This window comes from Seohaeicola saemankumensis (genome assembly GCF_042678485.1).
Taxonomy (GTDB): domain Bacteria; phylum Pseudomonadota; class Alphaproteobacteria; order Rhodobacterales; family Rhodobacteraceae; genus Seohaeicola; species Seohaeicola saemankumensis.
Genome location: NZ_JBHTKR010000002.1, coordinates 465,966 through 486,492, shown reverse-complemented (window position 1 = coordinate 486,492; position 20,527 = coordinate 465,966). Strand labels below are relative to the sequence as shown.

Annotated in this window: 23 protein-coding genes; 9 read left to right on the top strand and 14 right to left on the bottom strand. The window is 64.2% G+C overall.

The window, feature by feature from the left end; all coding sequences use genetic code 11:
- Positions 1-59 precede the first annotated feature (59 nt).
- From ACFQ3C_RS06160 to ACFQ3C_RS06135, 6 genes are all read left to right on the top strand, one after another.
- The gene (locus tag ACFQ3C_RS06160; RefSeq protein WP_380789629.1) at positions 60-215 is read left to right on the top strand and encodes a hypothetical protein; all 156 of its coding nucleotides are present in this window, start codon (positions 60-62) and stop codon (positions 213-215) included.
- A gap of 161 nt (positions 216-376) precedes the next feature.
- Positions 377-1,480, top strand: a complete 1,104-nt coding sequence (locus tag ACFQ3C_RS06155) for a flagellar motor switch protein FliG (protein WP_380789628.1) — start codon at positions 377-379, stop codon at positions 1,478-1,480.
- Positions 1,481-1,552: 72 nt separating this feature from the next.
- On the top strand, positions 1,553-1,891 hold the full coding sequence (locus tag ACFQ3C_RS06150; RefSeq protein ID WP_380789626.1) for a ScnB-like protein: 339 nt from the start codon (positions 1,553-1,555) through the stop codon (positions 1,889-1,891).
- A complete protein-coding gene (locus ACFQ3C_RS06145; protein WP_380789625.1) occupies positions 1,884-2,162 on the top strand; it encodes an SH3-like domain-containing protein in 279 nt (92 codons plus the stop codon). The genes ACFQ3C_RS06150 and ACFQ3C_RS06145 overlap by 8 nt, the downstream gene beginning before the upstream one ends.
- Positions 2,152-2,832 carry a nitrile hydratase subunit alpha gene (gene nthA / locus ACFQ3C_RS06140; protein WP_380789624.1) on the top strand — a complete coding sequence of 227 codons (681 nt, stop codon included), beginning with the start codon at positions 2,152-2,154 and terminating at the stop codon, positions 2,830-2,832. The genes ACFQ3C_RS06145 and nthA overlap by 11 nt, the downstream gene beginning before the upstream one ends.
- Positions 2,829-3,707, top strand: coding sequence for a DMT family transporter (locus ACFQ3C_RS06135; protein ID WP_380789623.1), 879 nt, complete (start codon positions 2,829-2,831; stop codon positions 3,705-3,707). The genes nthA and ACFQ3C_RS06135 overlap by 4 nt, the downstream gene beginning before the upstream one ends.
- A gap of 10 nt (positions 3,708-3,717) precedes the next feature.
- On the opposite strand, the gene ACFQ3C_RS06130 is transcribed toward ACFQ3C_RS06135, so the two are convergent.
- Entirely contained in the window at positions 3,718-4,437 is a 720-nt protein-coding gene (locus ACFQ3C_RS06130) for a DUF1223 domain-containing protein (protein WP_380789622.1), read from the bottom strand.
- 221 nt (positions 4,438-4,658) lie between these two features.
- Here ACFQ3C_RS06130 and acnA point away from each other — a divergent pair, with 221 nt between their 5' ends.
- A complete protein-coding gene (gene acnA, locus ACFQ3C_RS06125) occupies positions 4,659-7,433 on the top strand; it encodes an aconitate hydratase AcnA (protein WP_380789621.1) in 2,775 nt (924 codons plus the stop codon).
- A gap of 70 nt (positions 7,434-7,503) precedes the next feature.
- Here acnA and ACFQ3C_RS06120 read toward each other — a convergent pair whose 3' ends face one another.
- The 10 genes from ACFQ3C_RS06120 to yajC form a co-directional block, all read right to left on the bottom strand.
- The gene (locus ACFQ3C_RS06120) at positions 7,504-8,049 is read right to left on the bottom strand and encodes a DsbE family thiol:disulfide interchange protein (RefSeq protein ID WP_380789620.1); all 546 of its coding nucleotides are present in this window, start codon (positions 8,047-8,049) and stop codon (positions 7,504-7,506) included.
- Positions 8,042-8,200, bottom strand: a complete 159-nt coding sequence (gene ccmD / locus ACFQ3C_RS06115) for a heme exporter protein CcmD (protein WP_380789619.1) — start codon at positions 8,198-8,200, stop codon at positions 8,042-8,044. Before ccmD ends, ACFQ3C_RS06120 begins: the two co-directional genes overlap by 8 nt.
- Complete coding sequence (locus ACFQ3C_RS06110; protein WP_380789617.1) at positions 8,197-8,928, bottom strand: heme ABC transporter permease; 732 nt, start codon at positions 8,926-8,928, stop codon at positions 8,197-8,199. The genes ccmD and ACFQ3C_RS06110 overlap by 4 nt, the downstream gene beginning before the upstream one ends.
- A gap of 46 nt (positions 8,929-8,974) precedes the next feature.
- The gene (gene ccmB / locus ACFQ3C_RS06105) at positions 8,975-9,631 is read right to left on the bottom strand and encodes a heme exporter protein CcmB (RefSeq protein WP_380789615.1); all 657 of its coding nucleotides are present in this window, start codon (positions 9,629-9,631) and stop codon (positions 8,975-8,977) included.
- A complete protein-coding gene (ccmA, locus tag ACFQ3C_RS06100) occupies positions 9,628-10,245 on the bottom strand; it encodes a heme ABC exporter ATP-binding protein CcmA (protein ID WP_380789614.1) in 618 nt (205 codons plus the stop codon). The genes ccmB and ccmA overlap by 4 nt, the downstream gene beginning before the upstream one ends.
- 43 nt (positions 10,246-10,288) lie before the next feature.
- Entirely contained in the window at positions 10,289-10,657 is a 369-nt protein-coding gene (locus ACFQ3C_RS06095; RefSeq protein ID WP_380789613.1) for an Mth938-like domain-containing protein, read from the bottom strand.
- Between the two features lie 27 nt (positions 10,658-10,684).
- Positions 10,685-11,437 (bottom strand): sulfite exporter TauE/SafE family protein, encoded by a 753-nt coding sequence (locus ACFQ3C_RS06090; RefSeq protein WP_380789612.1) that lies wholly within the window; start codon positions 11,435-11,437, stop codon positions 10,685-10,687.
- Positions 11,430-12,398 (bottom strand): protein translocase subunit SecF, encoded by a 969-nt coding sequence (secF, locus tag ACFQ3C_RS06085; protein WP_380789610.1) that lies wholly within the window; start codon positions 12,396-12,398, stop codon positions 11,430-11,432. Before secF ends, ACFQ3C_RS06090 begins: the two co-directional genes overlap by 8 nt.
- Position 12,399: 1 nt before the next feature.
- Complete coding sequence (gene secD, locus ACFQ3C_RS06080; protein WP_380789609.1) at positions 12,400-14,064, bottom strand: protein translocase subunit SecD; 1,665 nt, start codon at positions 14,062-14,064, stop codon at positions 12,400-12,402.
- A 114-nt stretch (positions 14,065-14,178) separates the two neighbouring features.
- A complete protein-coding gene (gene yajC, locus ACFQ3C_RS06075) occupies positions 14,179-14,460 on the bottom strand; it encodes a preprotein translocase subunit YajC (protein WP_068292936.1) in 282 nt (93 codons plus the stop codon).
- A gap of 221 nt (positions 14,461-14,681) precedes the next feature.
- Between yajC and serS the strand changes: the two genes are divergently transcribed.
- Together serS and ACFQ3C_RS06065 are read left to right on the top strand one after the other, a co-directional pair.
- On the top strand, positions 14,682-15,974 hold the full coding sequence (serS, locus tag ACFQ3C_RS06070) for a serine--tRNA ligase (protein WP_380789608.1): 1,293 nt from the start codon (positions 14,682-14,684) through the stop codon (positions 15,972-15,974).
- A 155-nt stretch (positions 15,975-16,129) separates the two neighbouring features.
- The gene (locus ACFQ3C_RS06065; protein WP_380789606.1) at positions 16,130-16,834 is read left to right on the top strand and encodes a hypothetical protein; all 705 of its coding nucleotides are present in this window, start codon (positions 16,130-16,132) and stop codon (positions 16,832-16,834) included.
- A 10-nt stretch (positions 16,835-16,844) separates the two neighbouring features.
- Here the strand turns inward: ACFQ3C_RS06065 and der are convergent, their stop codons facing one another.
- From der to ACFQ3C_RS06050, 3 genes are read right to left on the bottom strand one after another with little or no spacing between them, the layout of a single operon-like run.
- Positions 16,845-18,341 (bottom strand): ribosome biogenesis GTPase Der, encoded by a 1,497-nt coding sequence (gene der, locus ACFQ3C_RS06060; RefSeq protein WP_380789604.1) that lies wholly within the window; start codon positions 18,339-18,341, stop codon positions 16,845-16,847.
- 51 nt (positions 18,342-18,392) lie between these two features.
- Positions 18,393-19,751: a PQQ-like beta-propeller repeat protein gene (locus tag ACFQ3C_RS06055; RefSeq protein ID WP_380789602.1), complete on the bottom strand. Its 1,359-nt coding sequence runs from the start codon at positions 19,749-19,751 to the stop codon at positions 18,393-18,395.
- Between the two features lie 49 nt (positions 19,752-19,800).
- The gene (locus tag ACFQ3C_RS06050) at positions 19,801-20,472 is read right to left on the bottom strand and encodes a tetratricopeptide repeat protein (RefSeq protein ID WP_380789601.1); all 672 of its coding nucleotides are present in this window, start codon (positions 20,470-20,472) and stop codon (positions 19,801-19,803) included.
- Positions 20,473-20,527: the final 55 nt, after the last annotated feature.

The window sequence follows — 20,527 nt, the reverse complement described above, 5'->3', positions numbered from 1 at the left end:
CGTTTTGACGTCATGACATTGCGTGCTACGCTTGGGTTCTCATCTCAAGGGAGCACGCAATGAAGTTCAAGACCATATTTGCCGCCCTGGCCCTGACCCTCACCCCGATGATGGTCAGCGCCTCCTGTTCGACAAGCCATCAGGCCATGTCCTGCGCCGACGGAATGGTGTGGGACAACGAAACCCGCAGCTGCACCAAGCAACTCAGCGGCTGACGACCCTGCCCGCGCCCTTCCGCCAGTCGGTCAGGGCGCGGTTTTTTCCGGCATGGACCTTGCGGGCGGCCCTCCCCCGTCGGGCGGTGCATGTCAGCGGTCGCGACATGCGACATCTTTAAATTTAGCGACAAACTGGCCGCCGCCTTCAGCCTTTGTTCATGGCTCCCGCCTTATCTGAACGCTGTTTCGATGAGGTCGCGATGCTGAAGCTGAGCCCAGTCTCTCCCCGCCCCGGCAGACCGGGACAAGCCGCGCTGTCCCAGCGTGAAAAAGCCGCGATCGTGGTCCGCTTTCTTCTGTCGGAAGGGGCGGATCTGACGCTTGCGGACCTGCCCGATGACCTTCAGGCGGCACTGACGGTACAGTTTGGCCAGATGCGGCATGTGGACCGGGCGACATTGGCGGCTGTCGTGGCCGAATTCGCGGAAGAGCTGGAACAGATCGCGCTGCTGTTTCCCCGCGATGTCGCGGGGGCGCTGACCGCGCTTGACGGGCGGATCAGCCCGCAGACAGCCGCAAGGCTGCGCCGCGAAGCCGGGGTGCGTCAGACGGGTGACCCGTGGGACCGTCTGCGCGCGCTTCCGGCCGAACGGCTTCTGCCGTTCCTGTCCACGGAATCTGTCGAAGTGGCGGCGGTGGTGCTGTCCAAACTGGACGTTGCGAAATCTGCCGACCTTCTCAGCCGTCTGCCCGGCGCCGATGCGCGGCGGATCACCTATGCGATGTCGCTGACCGGGGCCGTTACCCCCGAAACGGTGTACCGGATCGGATTGTCGCTGGCGATGCAGTCGGATGCGGTGCCTGACCGCGCCTTTTCGGACGAGCCGGAACAAAGAGTGGGCGCCATCCTCAACCTGTCCAGTTCAGCCACGCGCGACGATGTCCTGACCGGTCTGGAAGAGGCCGATGCCGGTTTTGCCGAAAGCGTCCGGCGCGCCATCTTCACTTTTGCCGATATCCCGACCCGGGTCGAGGCGCGCGATGCGCCCAAGATCACCCGGGGCCTCGATCAGGCGACCCTGGTGCTGGCCCTGACCCATGCCCGCGCCCTGGGCAGCCCCTCGGCGGAAGCGGCTGACTTCATCCTCGACAACATCTCGCAGCGCATGGCCGACGGCTTGCGGGACGAGATCGCGCAAACAGGCAAGGTCAAGGCCAAGGCGGGCGAGGACGCGATGACAGCCGTGATCACCGCCATCCGCGATCTTGTCGCCAGTGGCGAAATGGTGATGCGCCAGCCCGGCACGGAAGACGACGCCTGAAGCGACCCTCCAGACCTGCAAGCGCAACAGTCTGATATGGACAGGGCCGTGATGTCGTCCTAACCTGCCGTCATGAGCGATATTTCAGGACGCCGCTGGCACGACATGGGCGGGGACGAGGCTGGACCCGTTCCCATGGAAGGGCATGATTTCGCGCTTTGGGAAAAGCGCGTGGATGCGCTGATGGTGCTATGCTCGTCAAAGGGCCACTTTACGGTCGACGGCCTGCGCCGCGCGCTGGAAGACATGGGCGAGGATGCCTTTGAAAAGCACAGCTATTACGAACGCTGGATCGCGGCCGTGAACCAGAACCTGATCGAAGGCGGCATCTACACGCTGGAGGAACTCGCCACCCGCATGGAAGAGATCGCGGAACGCGGCCCCACCTATGGCGAAGCCGCCCATGGCTAAGCATGTCCGCGTCCGCAGCCTGATGCCCCCGGGCCATGTGCGCGCCCCCGCCTATCTTCGCGGCAAGACCGGGATCATCGAACGCAGCCTTGGCGCTTTCGGCAATCCCGAACAATTGGCCTATGGACTGCCGGCCGAGAAAAAGCCCCTCTATCGCGTGCGTTTCACCATGGCGGAACTCTGGGGGGATCAGGCTGAGCGGCCCGAGGATACGCTGGACGCGGAAATCTATGGCCACTGGCTGGAAGAGGTGCCCGACCATGCCCCATGACCATCACGACCATGACCATGACCATGATCACCACGGCCTCAGCCCTTCGGGCCATCCCTACCGGCAGGATGATGACACGCCCCTGACCTACTGGCAGCGCATGGAAATCGCCGTGCGTGAATTGCTGATCGAAAAGGGTGTGACCACCGCCGCCGAGATCGCAGGACAGATCGACCTGATGGACAGCCGCAGCCCCGCGAATGGTGCGGCTGTCGTGGCGCGCGCCTGGACCGACCCTGCGTTCAAGTCACGCCTGCTGAAAAACGCGGGCGATGCCAGTCGCGAGATGGGGTTCGACATCGGGCCGCTTCACCTGATCGCGGTCGAAAACACCGCCGACACCCATAACCTGATCGTCTGCACATTGTGCTCTTGCTATCCGCGCAATCTGCTGGGTCTGCCGCCCGACTGGTACAAGACCCGCGCCTATCGCAGCCGCGCCGTGCGTGAACCGCGCGCCGTGCTGGCGGAATTCGGCGTCGATCTGCCCGACAGCACCACGATCCGCGTTCACGACAGCACTGCGGACATGCGCTATATCGTGCTGCCTGCGCGCCCGGCGGGAACCGAATCCATGACCGAGGATCAACTGGCCGCCCTGGTGACGCGCGACTGCATTATCGGCACCGGCCTGCCAAGGATGCCACAGGGCAGCGCCGCGCCCGGATGAGAACACTCAGCCCGACGGCCACCGCCATCCTGCTGATGATCGGGGCCATCTTCTGTTTTTCCGTGATGGACGCCACCGCCAAGGCGCTTGCGCCGCGCATCGGCACGATCCCCGCCGTCTGGGCCCGCTATGCCGGTCAGGCGCTTGTCGTGCTGGTCCTTGTGGCCCCGCGCCTGCGATCCGTGGCGCGCACCAATTTCCCCTGGCTGCAACTGGCGCGTTCGGTCTTTCTGATGTTCGGGACGGTCTTTTTCTTCTTCAGCGTCGCCAATATCGGCCTGACCGAGGCGACCGCGATCATGAACGTCAACCCGGTGATCATCACCCTGGGCGCCGCGCTGTTTCTTGGCGAAAAGATCGGCCTGCGCCGCGCGCTGGGGATCGGGGCCGCGATGATCGGCGCCTTGATCGTGATCCGGCCGGGGTCCGAGGTGTTTTCACCCTATGCGGTGCTGCCGCTGGTCGCGGCCTTTGCCTATTCGGCCTATAACATCACGACCCGCTTTGTCGGCCGGAACGAGGACCCCTGGACATCGTTGCTCTATACAGCGCTGTTCGGGGCCGTGGTCATGACCGTTGCGGTGCCGTTCTACTGGCAGCCGCTTGATCTGACGTCGGGGCTGCTGATGCTTGTGATCGCCGCCTTTGGCACCTTGTCGCAATTGCTGCTGATCCGCGCCCTGTCGATCGGCGAGGCGGGCATGCTGGCGCCCTTCGCCTATACCGGGCTGGTCTTTGCCACGGTCTGGGGCGTGGTGTTTTTCGGGGAATATCCCGACATCTGGACTGTGGTCGGGGCCATGATCATCGTGGCCGCCGGGGTCTATGTCTGGTATCGGGAAACCTTCGGGAAGACAGCGATCAAGCGCGGCTAGGCCGACATGCTCAGCGCAGACGCGCGGCTGCAACGATTGGACCGGCCCCCTTGCGCTGCAGGATCACCACGGCGGGCTGATTGCCGCCGGACGGCGCCATGATCTGAAGGGGCGCGGACAGGTCCCATTCGCCGATCGTGGACCACTCGGTGACCACATTGGCATAATCCATCAGACGACCTGCATTCTCGCCGCGCGTGATCTCGACCTGCTGGGACGGCGCGTAGCGGACCAGATGCACGGCCAGGGGGCCGACAGCCCCCTGCCCCGCAACACCGCGGATCACAAGGCGCCCGTCCGGCGCGCGTTCCAGGGCGACGCTCACACCCGTTTGCACGGCGGCATGGCGCAGAATCAGGGATTTCGCGTCTTCCTCATGGGTGCCGACCACATGATCCTGGCCTGCCACGATCATCTGCGGTGTGTAGACTGACCTGCGACCGGCCGTCTTGGCATAGGCTTTCTGGCGCTGGGTGAAAGCCGGCTGTGCGAAACTGTCCTTCCAGCCGATGTAGTCCCAGTAATCCACATGCAACGCCAGGGCGATCACGTCCTCACGCTGGCTCAACTCATGCAGGAATGCATCCGCTGGGGGGCAGGATGAACAGCCTTGCGAGGTGAACAGCTCGACCACGACGGGGCGCGTCTCGGCCATGGCTGTGCCCGCCGCGGCCGCCGCGATCAATCCGCCCGTCAGGCATCCCGTGATCCAAGCCCTGATATGACCCATGTTCATCCATCTCTTTGCGCTGTCTGTGATCCTGTTTTAGGCGCGCGACATTGAAATGACCAATCAAGGAATCGAGAGAGACGGGTTACTGTGTCCCCTCTGCCCGATTTTTTTGTGTGCAATGGTATACATTTTGCCTCGCCCCTCTTGATCGGAAGCCGACTATAGGTCAAAAGCAGCGCAGCAATACCCCTTATTTCCTGATCGGAGGGAGGCCACAGATGCCCATCACAGTCGGACAAGACAGCGCCAAGACCCGCAAGACCCTGACGGTCGGCGGACAGAGTGTTTCCTATTACTCGATCCCGGCTGCACAGGCCGCGGGCCTGGGCGATTTCTCGCGCCTGCCCGCCGCGCTGAAGGTGGTGCTGGAAAACATGCTGCGCTTCGAGGATGGCGGCTTTACCGTGTCCGTCGATGACATCAAGGCGTTTTCGGAATGGGCCGACAAGGGCGGCCAGAACCCGCGCGAGATCGCTTATCGCCCGGCCCGCGTCCTGATGCAGGATTTCACCGGCGTGCCCGCCGTGGTCGATCTGGCCGCCATGCGCGACGGGATCAAGGCCCTGGGTGGCGACGCACAGAAGATCAACCCGCTGAACCCTGTCGATCTGGTCATCGACCATTCGGTGATGATCGACGAATTCGGCAACCCGCGTGCCTTCCAGATGAACGTGGACCGCGAGTATGAGCGCAACATCGAACGCTACACCTTCCTGAAATGGGGCCAGAAGGCGTTCAACAATTTCCGCGTCGTGCCGCCGGGCACGGGCATCTGCCACCAGGTGAACCTGGAATACCTGGCGCAAACCGTCTGGACCGATACCGATCAGCATGGCGCGACCGTCGCCTACCCTGACACGCTTGTGGGCACCGACAGCCACACTACCATGGTCAACGGCCTGGCCGTTCTGGGCTGGGGTGTCGGCGGGATCGAGGCCGAGGCCGCGATGCTGGGGCAGCCCGTGTCGATGCTGATCCCCGAAGTGGTCGGCTTCAAGATCACCGGCGCGATGATGGAAGGTGTCACCGCCACCGACCTGGTGCTGAAAGTCGTCCAGATGCTGCGCGCCCATGGCGTTGTCGGCAAGTTCGTCGAATTCTACGGCGAGGGCCTGGACAACATGCCGCTGGCAGACCGTTCGACCATTGCCAACATGGCCCCCGAATATGGCGCCACCTGCGGCTTCTTCCCGATCGACGGTGAAACCCTGCGCTACCTGCGCCAGACCGGACGCGACGAGGACCGCATCGCCCTGGTCGAAGCCTATGCAAAGGAAAACGGCTTCTGGCGCGGTGCGGATTACGCGCCGGTCTATACCTCGACGCTGCATCTGGATCTGGGCGATGTGGTGCCCGCGATCTCGGGCCCCAAGCGTCCGCAGGATCACGTGCCGCTGACCGATGCGGCGCATGTCTTCGGCGACTATATCCGTGGCCTGCGCAAGATGCCGGCCGCCCCCAAGCTGGAAAAATCCGACATGGTCGAAGAGGGCGGCAAGCCCGGCCCCGACCATGTTCCGGGCAACATCACCGGCTTTTCCAGCGCCGCTGTCGCGGGCGAGGATTACAAGCTGCATGACGGATCGGTCGTGATCGCCTCGATCACCTCCTGCACCAACACATCGAACCCCTATGTGATGATCGGGGCCGGTCTGGTCGCCCGCAAGGCGCGCGCGCTGGGTCTGACCCGCAAGCCCTGGGTCAAGACATCGCTGGCCCCCGGTAGCCAGGTCGTGTCGGAATACCTTGAGGCCGCGAACCTTCAGGAAGACCTGGACGCCATCGGCTTCAACCTTGTGGGCTATGGCTGCACGACCTGCATCGGCAACTCGGGCCCGTTGCAGCCCGAGATTTCCAAGGCAATCAACGAGAACGATCTGGTGGCCGTGTCCGTCCTGTCGGGCAACCGCAACTTCGAGGGCCGCATCAGCCCCGATGTGCGCGCCAACTACCTGGCAAGCCCCCCGCTGGTTGTCGCCTATGCCATCGCGGGTGACATGAACATCGACATCACCAAGGATGCGATCGGCACCTCGAAGGACGGCAAGCCTGTCTATCTCAAGGATATCTGGCCGACCTCGCAGGAAATCGCGGACCTGGTCGAAAAGACCGTGACCCGCGAGGCGTTCCTGAAGAAATACGCCGATGTCTTCAAGGGCGACGAAAAGTGGCAGGCGGTCGAGACCACCGACAGCGAGACCTATGACTGGCCCGCATCCTCGACCTATATCCAGAACCCGCCCTATTTCCGCGGTATGGGCACCGAGGCCGGCGTGATCCACGACATCAAGGGCGCGCGTGTGTTGGCGCTTCTGGGTGACATGATCACCACCGACCACATCAGCCCGGCCGGTTCCTTCAAGGACACGACCCCTGCGGGCAAGTATCTGATCGAACGTCAGGTGCCGGTGCGCGAGTTCAACTCCTACGGATCGCGGCGCGGCAACCATGAGGTCATGATGCGCGGCACCTTCGCCAATATCCGCATCAAGAACGAGATGCTGGACGGGGTTGAAGGCGGCTACACCAAGGGCCCCGATGGGGCGCAGACCTCGATCTTTGACGCCTCGATGGCCTATCAGCAGCAGGGCACGCCGCTGGTGATCTTTGGCGGTATCGAATACGGCGCGGGCTCCAGCCGCGACTGGGCGGCCAAGGGTACGGCACTGCTGGGCGTCAAGGCCGTGATCGCCGAGTCGTTCGAGCGTATCCACCGGTCCAACCTGGTGGGCATGGGCGTCATCCCCTTCGAGTTCACCGGCGGCGACACCCGCAAGTCACTGGGCCTGAAGGGTGACGAGACTGTCTCGATCACCGGGCTTGAAGGCGACTTGAAACCCCTGTCCGAGGTTCCCTGCACGATCACCTATGCGGACGGCACCACGCGCGAGATCATGGTCAAATGCCGGATCGATACCGCCGTGGAAAAGGAATATGTCGAAAACGGCGGCGTGCTGCATTACGTGCTGCGTAACCTGGCCAAGTCGGCCTGATCGGCGCCGGCCCCAAGACAAAGCCCCGGTGCGATGCACCGGGGCTTTTTTCATGCGCGCGAGGGACCGGTCAGGATCCCGCGCCGCGCGCCTTTTCAATGGCGGGCAGGATCGTGGCGTCGATGACCCGCTGGGTAATGGGCCCCGCATGACGCAGAACGATATTGCCCTGCCCGTCGATCACATAGGTTTCAGGCACGCCATAAAGACCCCAGTTCAACCCCATGCGCCCCGATGCATCCGCCCCCATGGCCGCGTAAGGGTTGCCCAGCTCTTCCAGAAATCCCATCGCGTTGTCCGGCTGATCCTTGTAGTTGACGCCATAGATCGTCAGCCCGGATTTCGCCAGCGCCTCGAGGTTGGGATGCTCCACACGGCAGGGCGCGCACCAGCTGGCCCAGAAGTTGACCAATGTGACCTCGCCCGCGCGCAGATCGGCATCGGCAAAAGGTGCATCCGCGCCAAGCTGCTCGACCACGACGGCCGGGGCCTGCCGCCCTTCCAGCGCCGAAGGCAACTGATCGGGATCGTCGCGCTGCATGCCGAACCAGAACATCGCGGCCAGACCCGCGAAGATCAGCGGCGGGGCCAGCATCAGGGGGGACAGTTTAGCCATGTTTGCGGCTCCTGCGTTCCACTTCATCCAGCTGGGCGCGCACCTTGCGGGCCCGCATCACGCTGAAGGCCACCAGCGCCACGATCAGAAGGATGGACACGGCATAGGATGACAGCACCGCATCTGCGTATTTTCCAAGATCAGGCATCATCCCAGTCTCTCCCGTGCCAGAAGGGCCCGCATCCGGCGGGCGCGGATTTCGGTTTGCGTACGCAGGAAGACCAGCGCGATGAACAGAAGAACGAAGCCCGCGATACAAAAGAGCAGCGGGTGATAGAAAACATCCGCCACGTTCTTTTCCTTGTCGAGGCTGAGGGACGCGCCCTGGTGCAGGCCCTGATTCCAGAAATTGACCGCGTAGCGGCTGAGCAGGGCAAAGACCGATCCGACAAGGCAAAGCACCGATGTCAGATCGGCGGCGGTGTCGTCATTCTCGATCGCGGCCCACAGCGCCATATAGCCCAGATAAAACAGGAACAGGATCAGGAAAGACGTCAGGCGCGGGTCCCAGGCCCACCAGGTGCCCCACATCGGTTGACCCCAGATTGCGCCTGTCGCAAGGGCAATCACCGTCATCACGGCCCCCACGGGGGCCGCCGCCCGCGCGGCCAGCGCCGAGACATGGTGCCGCCGCACGATCCAGATCAGCGAGGCCACAAGCATCATCAGCCAGGCGTTGATCGCCATCAGTGCGGCAGGCACATGCAGATAGATGATCTTGACAGTTGATCCCTGCCGGAAATCGTCAGGCGTGAAGAAAAAGCCCCAGATCAACCCGATCACAAGCGTGATCGCGGCCAGCACGGACAGCCAGGGCAGCAGCCTGTCCGTGGTCTGAATGAACTTCTTGGGGTTCGCATATTCCCAGATCGACGCCATATTCCGTTCCTATTCCATCGCCACTCGGGCGCAAGTCACATCCCCGTCAGCGCAGGTTTACCCGCAGAACCGCCGCCGAGGCAAAGGGTAGCAGCGCGATCGCCCCGAAGGTGATCCCCGCCAGCATCGCCAATGGCACGCCCGTTTCCAGCCCTTCGGCCCCGCGCCTTGCCACTTCGGCCCCGAAGATCAGCGTCGGCACGTAAAGCGGCAACACCAGCAAACTCAAGAGCAGCCCGCCCCGCTTCAGGCCCACCGTCAGGGCGGCGCCGAAGGTGCCGATCACGCTCAGCGCCGGCGTTCCCAGCGCAAGCGATATCAGCAGGGGCAGATATCCCTCGGGCGGCAAACTCAGCAGCAGGGCAAATAACGGCGAGGCCAGCACAAGCGGCACACCCGTCGTCAGCCAATGCGCCAGGGCCTTGACGCTGACCAGCGCCTCCATCGGCAGGGGTGCGGTGGCCAGCAGGTCAAGCGAGCCATCTTCCCAATCCAGCGCAAAGATGCGGTCCAGCGACAAAAGGCAGGACAGCAGCGCTCCCAGCCACAGGATACCGGGCGCGATCCGCGCCAGAAGCCCGCTGTCGGGCCCGACCCCGAAAGGCACAAGAACCACCACGATCAGGAAAAACGCAAGCCCAAGGCCAAAGCCGCCCCCTGCGCGGACCGCCAGCCGGATATCGCGGATCAGCAGCGCCCTCACAGGAAGGATCCGTCGAAATCGTCATGGGCAGGTGCCTTCGCGCGATAAGGTGCCACATCCAGCACACGCGCCTCGTCCAGCCCAAGGTCGATATGGGTGGCCATCAGCGCCATGCCGCCCCCGGCCAGATGGGTCCGCACCGCCTGCGCGAAAAGGGCCACGGCACCGGCATCCAGGGACACGGTCGGTTCGTCCAGCACCCAGACGGGCCGGCCCGTCACCACCATGCGCGCCAGGCCCAACCGGCGTTTCTGCCCGGCAGACAGGGCCCCGGCCACGCGGTCGGCCAATGCTGTCAGATCAAAGGCCACAAGGGCCGCGTCAATACTGGTTGTGCCGAAAATATCCGCCCAGAACCCCAGGTTTTCCCGCACGGTCAGGGTCGATTTGATTCCGTCCGCATGGCCCGCATAGGCCATCGCCTCGCGTTCCAGTCCGACTTGGCCCGCAAGTGGCGGCTGCAATCCCGCGATGGTACGCAGCACCGTGGTCTTGCCCACGCCATTGGGGCCGCGCAGGATCAACGCCTCACCGGCACGCAGGGTGAAGTCCAGCCCCTCAAGGACCGGAATGCCGCCGCGCGCAACGCTCAGACCTGTGACGTTCAATTCCATGCGCCGCGTCTAACCCATTCTCACATATTCCGAAAGGCGCAGATCACCGCAGCCCCTCGCCCACGGGCAGAAGTGCTGCGGCCACGCGGCGCCCTTCCGAGACAAGAACGTTGTAGGTCCTGCAGGCCGCCGGTGAATTCATCACCTCGACCCCCATACCCAGCGCCTCAAGCTGGTCGCGCAGGTCAACGGGGGCATGGGCGATCTCGGCCCCCATGCCAAGGAAAATCACGTCGACCTCGCCCTTCAGGGCCATCAGCGGCGCAAGGTCGGAAAACCCGCCCCATTGGGTCGCGCGCGCCGCCGTCACAAGAACGGGGCCTTCGATGATCTGCTTGCCCACGCGGAAAAATCCGGGGCCATAGCCGTCGATCGGAACCGCCCCGTCAAAATTCACCTCTGTCACGCGCATGTCCTTGCCTCCATCCGCTGTTGTCGTTCAATCCCAGATCGGCAGTCCGCTGACCGCTGCGGCGGCGATGATCACATAGGCCGCCGCACGATAGCTGCGTTCCCGTTCCGGGCGAAAGATCGCCGCCCCCGCCATATTGGCCAGCATGACGGGCAAGGCAAGCAGAAGCCCCAGGATCACGGGCACGGCTTCCAGCCGGTCTTGAAACGCCAGCACCGCGATCAGCGCGATGTCGAAGACGAACAGGTAGATCAGGATATTGGCCCTCACCTGCGCGGCCAGGCGCGTCGAGGCAAGGTAGAGCAGGATGACCGGCGGACCGGGCACGCCCACGATGCCCCCCAGAAAACCGCTGAGCCCGCCAGTGCCCAGCAGGATCGGGGCGGTCAAAACCCCGCGATAGCGCAGACCGGCCAGCAGCAGCACCGGCACCAGCAAGGCCAGCGTGGACACCGCATAGCGAAAGATCTCGGGCTGGATCGAGGCCAGAACCATCAGACCCAAGGGCAGCGCAAGGATCATCGCCCCGCTCAGCAGCGCCACTTCGCGCAGGTTGCCGTCGCGCCGCGCGCGCGGCAGGTTCGGGATCGGCCCGAAAACGTCCATCACCACAAGCACGGTCAGCGCCCAGATCGGTGGCATCAACTGTCCCGCCACGGGCATGAAGACCAGTGCGGTGCCAAAGCCTGAAAAGCCACGCACGAAGCCTGCCAGAAGGGTGCCGGCGATCAGCCAGATCAAACCGTCAAAGGCAAGGGCCGCGCCAAGGGCGTCAGGCATCTATGTTCGAAAACTGCGTACCGGCATTGCCATCCGGCTTGGACCAGTCGCGTTTGACGCCCATCTTCAACAGCACGACCGAGGCGACGAAGATCGACGAATAGGTGCCGACCACGATCCCCCAGATCATCGCGAAGACAAAGCCCCGGATCACGTCACCGCCCAGCACAAACAATGCGATCAGCGCAATCAGCGTCGTCAGCGAGGTCATCATCGTCCGGCTGAGCGTTTCGTTGATCGACAGGTTCAGCACTTCGCGCAGGGGCTTTTGCTTGTATTTCCGCAGGTTCTCACGCACCCGGTCAAACACGACCACCGTATCGTTCAGCGAATAGCCCACGATCGTCAGAAGCGCTGCGATGATCGCAAGGTCGAACCTGATCTGCAATTCCGAAAAGACCCCGATCGTCAGGACCACGTCATGCACAAGCGCCACCACGGCGCCGACCGCGAATTGCCATTCAAAGCGCAGCCAGATGTAGACAAGCACCGCCGCGATGGCGAGAACCACGGCTATGGCGGCCGTCATGATCAATTCGCCCGACACTTTCGGCCCCACGGATTCCACCGACACAAAGCGGATATCCGGCACGGCCTGCTGCAAGGCGCCTTCAACGGCGGCGATCAGTTCGGGCGACACCGCTTCCTGATCGTCCTGCGCCTGGATACGGACCATGGCCACGTTTTCATCGGGGCCGAAGCTGGGATCGAAGATCTCGGTGATGGTCACATCGCCCAGTTCCAGCGTGTCCACGGCAGCACGATAGACGCCGATGTCGATCGGCTGCGCGCTTTCGGTGCGGATCGTGGTGCCACCCCGGAAATCGATCCCGTAATTGAGGCCCTGCACGAAGAAGGACACCATCGCGAGCACCATCATGAAGACCGATATGCCCAGCCACAGGGTGGGACGGCCGAAGAAATCGAAATTGGTTGTCTCGGGAACAAGTCTCAGGCGCATCTCAAACCTCGATTGTCTTGGGGCGGCGGCGTTCAAACCAGATCACGATGATCAACCGCGTGACGAAAATGGCCGTGAAGACCGAGGTCAGGATGCCAAGGCCCAGAGTGATCGCGAAACCGCGCACCGGGCCAGACCCCATGACATAGAGAATCAGCGCCGTCATGAATGTCGTGATGTTGGCATCGATGATCGCGCTCAGCGCTTTTTCATAACCCAGGTCGATGGCGCGTGCCGGCCCCTTGGCTGTCTTGAGTTCTTCGCGGATACGCTCGAACACCAGCACGTTGGCATCTACGGCCATGCCGATGGTCAGCACGATCCCCGCGATACCCGGCAGCGTCAGGGTCGCCCCGATCAGGGACAGAAGCCCGAAGATCAGCGCCACGTTGATGATCAGCGCGATATTGGCGAAAACCCCGAACAGCCCGTAACTCAGCACCATGAAGACCAGCACGGCGATCCCGGCCACGATACAGGCGATCTTGCCCGCCTCGATACTGTCCGCGCCCAGTTCCGGCCCGATGGTGCGTTCCTCAAGAAAGGTCAGACCCGCAGGCAAGGCCCCGGCTCGCAGCAGAACCGCCAGTTGCGTGCTTTCCTCGACGGTGAAACTGCCGGTGATGATGCCGGATCCGCCGGGAATATGGCTTTGGATCACGGGGGCGCTGATCACCTCGTTATCAAGCACGATGGCGAAGGGATTGCCGATGTTTTCGGCCGTATAGTTGCCGAACTTGCGCGCACCCGTGGGGTTGAAGCGGAAATTGACGGCGGGCCGGCCATTCTGGTCAAAGGCAGGCTGTGCATCGACCAGTTCCTCGCCGGTGACGACGGGGGCCTGTTCCAGGATGTAGAAGGTCCCGGCCTCGTCCATCGCGGGCAGCAGCTCATTGCCGGCGCCTGCGGGCATGTTGGCATTGGTTGTGCGGGTCACGACGGGCTGAAAGGTCAGCTGCGCGGTCGTGCCGATGATTTCCTTAAGCTCGGCCGCCGATCCCACGCCCGGGACCTGGATCAGGATACGGTCAGCGCCCTGACGCTGGATCGTGGGCTCGCGCGTGCCCACTTCGTCGATGCGGCGGCGGATGATTTCCAGCGATTGCTGCACGGTGCGGTCGTCCGTCGCCTGGCGCTCGGCATCGGACAGGCGAACCACGATATCGGCGCCGTCCACGCTGACGTCGATGTCGCTGGCGCCCGCGCCCGTCAGGCTGACCACCGGACGCGCCAGGCCACGCACCAGACCGGCAGCCTGCTCGGCCTGGTCGGGGCGTTCGTTCAGCCGCACGCGCAATTCGTCCGGGGCGGAAGGTTGCAGGCGGATCGTGCCGACCGTATCGCGCTGGTCGCGCAGCAGGTCGCGCACATCGGGCCACATGCCCTGCAGCCGCGCCTCATAGACGTCGGCCACCTTGACTTCGGCCAGAAGATGCGCGCCACCGCGCAGGTCCAGCCCAAGATTGACCAGGGCGGACGGCAGGAAAGACGGCCATTGCCCGGCCTGCACCTCAAGCGCTGGATCGCTGCTGCCCATCTCAAGGGCGGCGCGTGCGTCATTGGCGCCTTCGACGCGGGAATAGAACCCGTTGGGCAATGCCAGCGCCAGGCCAAGGGCCACGGTTGTCCAGATCAGAAGCCGTTTCCAGAGATCAATCTGAAGCATGTCACCTGCCTTGTACCGAAATTGCGCCGTGCGAGGGCATAGACCCTGTCGAAACCGGGGCTGTCGAAAAAGTTGCGGCCCACGGGATGTCGGGATCCCGGGGCCGCGCCGTCATCAGCTTGCAGCGGGCTCGGTCTTCGAAATGACCTGCGCCACGGTGGATTTGACAACGCGCACTTTCACGTTCTCTGCCAGTTCGACTTCGATCTCGTTGTCGTCCTTGACCTTGGACACCTTGCCGATCAACCCGCCCTGGGTGATGATCTGATCGCCACGGCGCAGGGCGGCGACCATCGCCTGATGCTCCTTGAGCTTTTTCTGCTGCGGGCGGATCAGCAACAGGTACATGATCGCGAAGATCAGGATAAGCGGGATAAACTGGGCAAAGGCTTCCATCGGTCTGTCCTTGTCATGAAACATCAGGGGGCCGGCTGGCCCCCTTCGAATTGGCAGGGAACCTATGACCCGACGCCCCCTTTTGCAAGGCAGGAAACGGCCAAAGCGACACGGGAGGGGGCGGAAACAGCGCAACCGGCGTTGCGGGGCAAATCGCCCCTTCAATCGTGCTGGCAGTTGCGGCATATGAGAGACACGCCCAAACCAGACCGGAGCCAGCCATGCACGACATCCGCGCCATCCGCGAAAACCCCGCCGCCTTCGATGCCGCCCTCTCGCGGCGCGGTGCGGCCCCGATGTCGGACCAGGTTCTGGCGCTGGACGAGGCGCGGCGGGCCCGCATCACCGCGGCCGAGACCGCGCAGGCCGAACAGAACCGCGCCTCCAAGGATGTGGGCGCGGCCAAGGCCAGCGGGAACGAGGCGGAATTCGAACGGTTGCGCGCGCTGGTGGCCGACAAGAAGGCCGAAGTCGCCGCCATGCAGGCCGAGGCGCGCGAGCTTGACCAGAAGCTGACCGATCTGCTGCTGACCCTGCCCAACAGCCCGCTTGCCGAGGTGCCGCAAGGCGCCGACGAGACCGACAATGTCGAGCTGCGCCGCTGGGGCAGCCCCCGCGCGCTGGATTTCAAGCCGCTGGAGCATTTCGATCTGCCCGCCGCAAAGCCGGGGATGGATTTTGAAACCGCCGCGAAACTGAGCGGGTCACGCTTTGTCGTGCTGCGCGGCGCGATCGCACGCCTGCACCGTGCACTGGCGCAGTTCATGCTGGATGTGCACACGACAGAACACGGTCTGACCGAGACGATCACCCCCGTTCTGGTCAAGGACGAGGCGATGTATGGCACCAACCAGTTGCCGAAATTCGCCGAAGACAGCTATCGCACCACCAATGGCTGGTGGCTGATACCGACCTCCGAGGTGACGCTGACCAACACGGTGGCGGGCGATGTGCTGGAGGAATCGGCCCTGCCGATCCGCATGACCGCCCATACGCTGTGCTTCCGTTCCGAGGCCGGGTCGGCCGGCAAAGATACCGCAGGCATGTTGCGCCAGCACCAGTTCGAAAAGGTCGAAATGGTCAGCATCACCCGCCCCGAAGACAGCCTGGCCGAACATGAGCGTATGACCGGCTGCGCCGAGGCGATCCTGCAAAAGCTGGGCCTGCCCTATCGCACGGTCGTCCTGTGCACGGGCGACATGGGCTTCGGCGCGCAGAAGACCCATGATATCGAGGTCTGGCTGCCCGGTCAGAACACCTATCGCGAGATTTCCAGCGTCTCGGTCTGCGGCGATTTCCAGGCGCGGCGCATGAATGCGCGTTACCGTCCCGCCGGGGGTGGCAAGCCCGAATTCGTCCATTCGCTGAACGGATCCGGCCTGGCTGTCGGGCGCTGCCTGATCGCGGTGATGGAAAACGGCCAGCAAGCCGATGGGTCGGTGGACCTGCCGCCTGCGCTGCACGCCTATATGGGCGGCAAGACCCGGATCGACGCAACCGGCGCGCTGGTCTGAGGATCAGCGCCCGCGCCTTGACTATGTCGGCAAGTGCACCGGGGTGGCTGCGTTCGGGGCAAGTCGGTCTTTGGCTTTTGCCCGGCGATGGCTATATCTGCGGCATGGCCCAGCAAACGCGTGGCCCCAATCAAAAGCAAAAGGCGTCCCCGCTGATGTATCGCAAGACCTCTCTTCTCGTTCTGCTGGCGGCGCTGGCCTTTGCGCTGTCCCCGCTGCTGTCCACGGGCTTCAACGGATTCGCACCTGACCAGTTTCCCGTCCCGCAGATCGACCCGCCGGTGCAGCCCGAGGGCTATGCATTTGCGATCTGGGGCCTGATCTATCTGTGGCTGGTCGCGGGTGCGGTCTTCGGCGTCTGGGACCGGGCCACCGATCCTGACTGGGAACCGATGCGCCCTGCCCTGACCGTCAGCCTGCTGATCGGTGCGGGCTGGATCCCGGTGGCGCAATTGTCGCCGCTCTGGGCGACGGTGCTGATCTGGGCGATGCTGATCAGCGCGGTCGTGGCACTCATGCGGGCCGGCAAGGCGGATCACGCATGGCTGCGCGCGCCCATCGCCCTTTACGCAGGCTGGCTGACCGCCGCGTCATCCGTGGCGGCAGGCTTGATGCTGGCGGGGCATGGCATCCTGTCGGCGCAGATGGCGGCCTATGCGGGCATCACGCTGGCGCTGGTTGTCGCGCTTGCGATCCAGGCCATGCGCAGCGATACGCTGGCCTACCCGGCCGCCTTGATCTGGGCGCTTGTCGGCGTGGGCGTGTCAAACCTTGACGGTCCGAACTGGGGCGTTCTGGCGCTGGTCGCACTGGGCATCGCGGCCCTTGGGTGGCGCGCGGTGGCAAACCTGCGCGCCTGAGCGGCGCCTGTCAGCGCCGCCCCTTCTTGGCCGGAGTCGGGGCCTTGCCCAGATGCTTGGTCAATGCGCCCGCGTTACGCTCGCGCCGCCCCTTGTAGGGGTTCTTGTCGCCCTGCCCGCGCATGAACAGGCGGATCGGCGTGCCCGGCATGTCGAAATCCGTGCGTAACCCGTTGACCAGATAGCGCGAATAGCTGTCGGGCATGTTTTCCGGGTTCGAGCACATGACCACGAATCCAGGCGGGCGCGTCTTGGCCTGCGTCATGTAGCGCAGCTTGATCCGCTTGCCGCCCGGTGCGGGGGGCGGATGCGCCTCCATCATGCCCGCAAGCCAGCGGTTCAGCTGCGCGGTCGTGACGCGGCGGTTCCAGGTGTCATAGGCCTTTTCCACGGCGGCGCGCAGGCGATCCAGACCCTTGCCGGTCTTGGCCGACACGGTCACCAGCGGGGCGCCGCGCAGTTGCGGCAGCAGACGTTCAAAGGCTTCGCGCAGGGCGTTGATCTTGCCCTGCTTGTCATCCTCGATATCCCATTTGTTGACGGCGATTACCACCGCACGCCCTTCGCGCTCGGCCAGGTCGGCGATCCGCAGATCCTGCTGCTCGAACGGGATGGCCGCATCCAGCAGAACGATCACCACCTCGGCGAACTTGACGGCGCGCAAGCCGTCCGAGACGGACAGCTTTTCCAGCTTGTCCTGGATCTTGGCCTTCTTGCGCATCCCGGCCGTATCCCAGATGCGGATCGGCATCCCGTCCCAGTCGATGGTCAGGGAAATCGCGTCGCGGGTGATCCCGGCCTCGGGTCCGGTCAACAGCCGGTCATCACCAAGGATCTTGTTGATCAGCGTGGATTTTCCGGCATTCGGACGGCCGACGACGGCGATCTGCATCGGCTTTTCGATCGTGGGCCATCGCACGTGGAACTTGGATTCGTCGTCGCCGTCTTCCTCGTCGAGGGTCACGTCGATCTCGGGCAGGTCACTGCCATCAGCCTTGGCCTGATCCTCGAACGCGTCCGCAAGCGGCTGAAGCTGGGCGTAAAGATCGTTCAAGCCTTCGCCATGTTCGGCCGACAGGCGGATCGGCTCGCCCAGACCCAGACCATAGGCTTCGATCACACCGGCATCGGCGGCGCGCCCCTCGCCCTTGTTGGCGGCAAGGATCACATGCTTCGCCCGCTTGCGCAGGATTTCGGCAAAGATTTCGTCGGTGGGGGTCACGCCTGTGCGCGCGTCGATCATGAACAGGCAGATATCGGCCATGTCCACGGCGCGTTCGGTCAGCTTGCGCATCCGGCCTTGCAGGGATTCATCGGTCGCTTCTTCAAGCCCCGCCGTGTCGATCACGGTGAATCGCAGGTCACCCAGACGCGCAGCACCTTCGCGCAGATCGCGCGTCACACCCGGCTGATCATCGACCAAGGCCAGGCGTTTTCCAACCAGACGGTTGAAAAGAGTGGATTTTCCCACATTGGGGCGGCCAACGATGGCCAGGGTGAAACTCATGGTTCTGCGGCTCCGGATCCGGTCAAGCGGCTGCGATACACTATCGCGCGCTTAACGGAAAGCGTGCAATTGTCCCCGCGCGCCCACGACGAACAGCGTGCCACCGGCCACCACGGGCGAGGATGTCGCCCCGCCGGGGACGGCAACTGCATGGGTCTGCGCCCCCGAGGCCGGATCGAAGAAGCGCAACTGCCCGTCATTCGAGGCGACAACAAGCTGTCCACCGGCCAGGATGGGGCCGTAATGGGCCACCACCTCGACCTGGCGACGGGGCCGTGTCTGGATGAAGTTGGGCAGTTTCACGCCCCAGATCCGGCTGCCGTCACGGGCATCCAGCCGCAACAGCTCGTTGCGGTCGCTGACGGCAAAGACAGATCCGCCGGCAACCCAGACCGGGCTGATCGCCCCGTCCTGCGCGGTCCAGCGGCGTTCGCCATTGGCGGTGTCCAGCGCCACGATGCGGCCCGAATGTGTGCCGACATAAAGCGTATCGCCGGACAGGACCGGATCGCCAGTGATATCGGCCACGCGCGCCAGCGCGCTGAAGCGCCGCTGCCCCGACACGATGGCATTCCAGACCCGCAGACCGCCCTGGCGGAAGGTGGCCTGCACCTCGCCATTGCCAAAGGCGAAGATCGCCAGCTGGTCGCTGATCACAGGGGCGGGACCGCCCAGCACGTTGGACTGGTCCGGCGTGGTGGATGTCTGCCAGCGCACGCGCCCGGTCGCGGTTTCGATGGCCCAGGCGGTATCGCCGCCCGACACGAGATAGACCAGATCCCCCTGCAACGCAGGCGTTCCCGATCCGGTCGCTTCAAGTTTCTGCTGCCAGCGCAATTCGCCCGTGGCGGCATCAAGGGCGCTCAACAACCCGAAGCTGGTCGAGACGTAAAGCACCCCGTCTGCCAGTGCGACCCCGCCGCCACTGGCCTGGTCAGACCGATCCCCCGAGGGGGTCAGATCACGCGACCAAAGCGTGCCGCCCGTGGTCGCGGTCGCGGTGACGGTGGCGCCCGCATCCAGCGTGAAGACGCGCCCCTGCCCCACGACAGGATCCGCCGTGATCCGCTGCCGCTTGCCATCGCCCGCACCGATCGAGGCGGACCAGACAAGTTGCGGGCTTGCGGACAGCGCCGCGTTTTCCGTCCGGTAGCGCGGCGCATTGGGCCTGTGGGTCCAATCCGCGTTGTTGGTCTGGGCCGACAAGGCGATCGGCAGGCTGCGGTTTTCCGCGATGGCCTCGACCGGGGCGGTGGTCCCGGCCGACAGCGGGGCGCGCAGGTCCTCGCGCGGGCCGGGAAGAAATGTCTGCGGTTCCGTGCAGGCCGACAGCAGGACAAGCCCGGCCAGCCCTGCGATCCATCCCGTATTCTGCAACGATCCTGCCTTCACGCTTGCCTCGCCTTCCATGCCGCACCCGCCCGACGCCCGCAAAGGGGCGCGTGGATACGGCGCCGTGTCAGTTCCCGGCCGCGCCGGTGCCGTCCAACGTGCCGCCAAGGGCCACAATCAACTGAGACGCCCGTTGACGCAAGCCCGCTGTCGCCTCGGCATCGGCCTGAAGCCGTTGAAGCCGCGCGATGGCGGCATCGGTCTGACCTTCCTCGATCTCGATGAGGGCCAGCTGTTCCTCGGCCGGCAGACGCAGCATCGCGCTGGTCTGGGCAATCCCTTCAAAGCCAAGGCGCCGCTCGGCCAGGTCCAGGCTGTCGGACTGCAGCAAAAGCGCCTTGAAACCGGCCATTTGCCGATATGCGGGATCGACCGCCCCATCCGATGCGATCGCGGACAGCAGGGCGCGGGCGCCCTCGGTGTCGCCGGTTTCGATCATTTCGGCCGCAGCTGTGAAATCGCGCACCACGCGCATGCCGGTGTCCGGCGCCGCGATGGCCTGCAGGGCCGCGACGCGCGCGGCGCTGTCATCGGCCTCGAGTGCCGCGATCATCGCATCGCCCATCGCCTGCGCCTGCGCCTGGGCCTGAGCCTTGCGCCATTCGTTCCAGGCAGCACTGCCGACCAGCACCAGAACCAGCAGAACCGCAATCCAGCCATAGCGCCGCATCAGGCCGAACATGCGGTCGCGGCGGACCTCTTCGGTGACTTCCTCGATGAAACTTTCGCTCTGGCTCACGCGCTGCCCTCCTGCCGTTCGCCCCCTCTTAACGTGAAGCCTTGGCCCTGCCAAG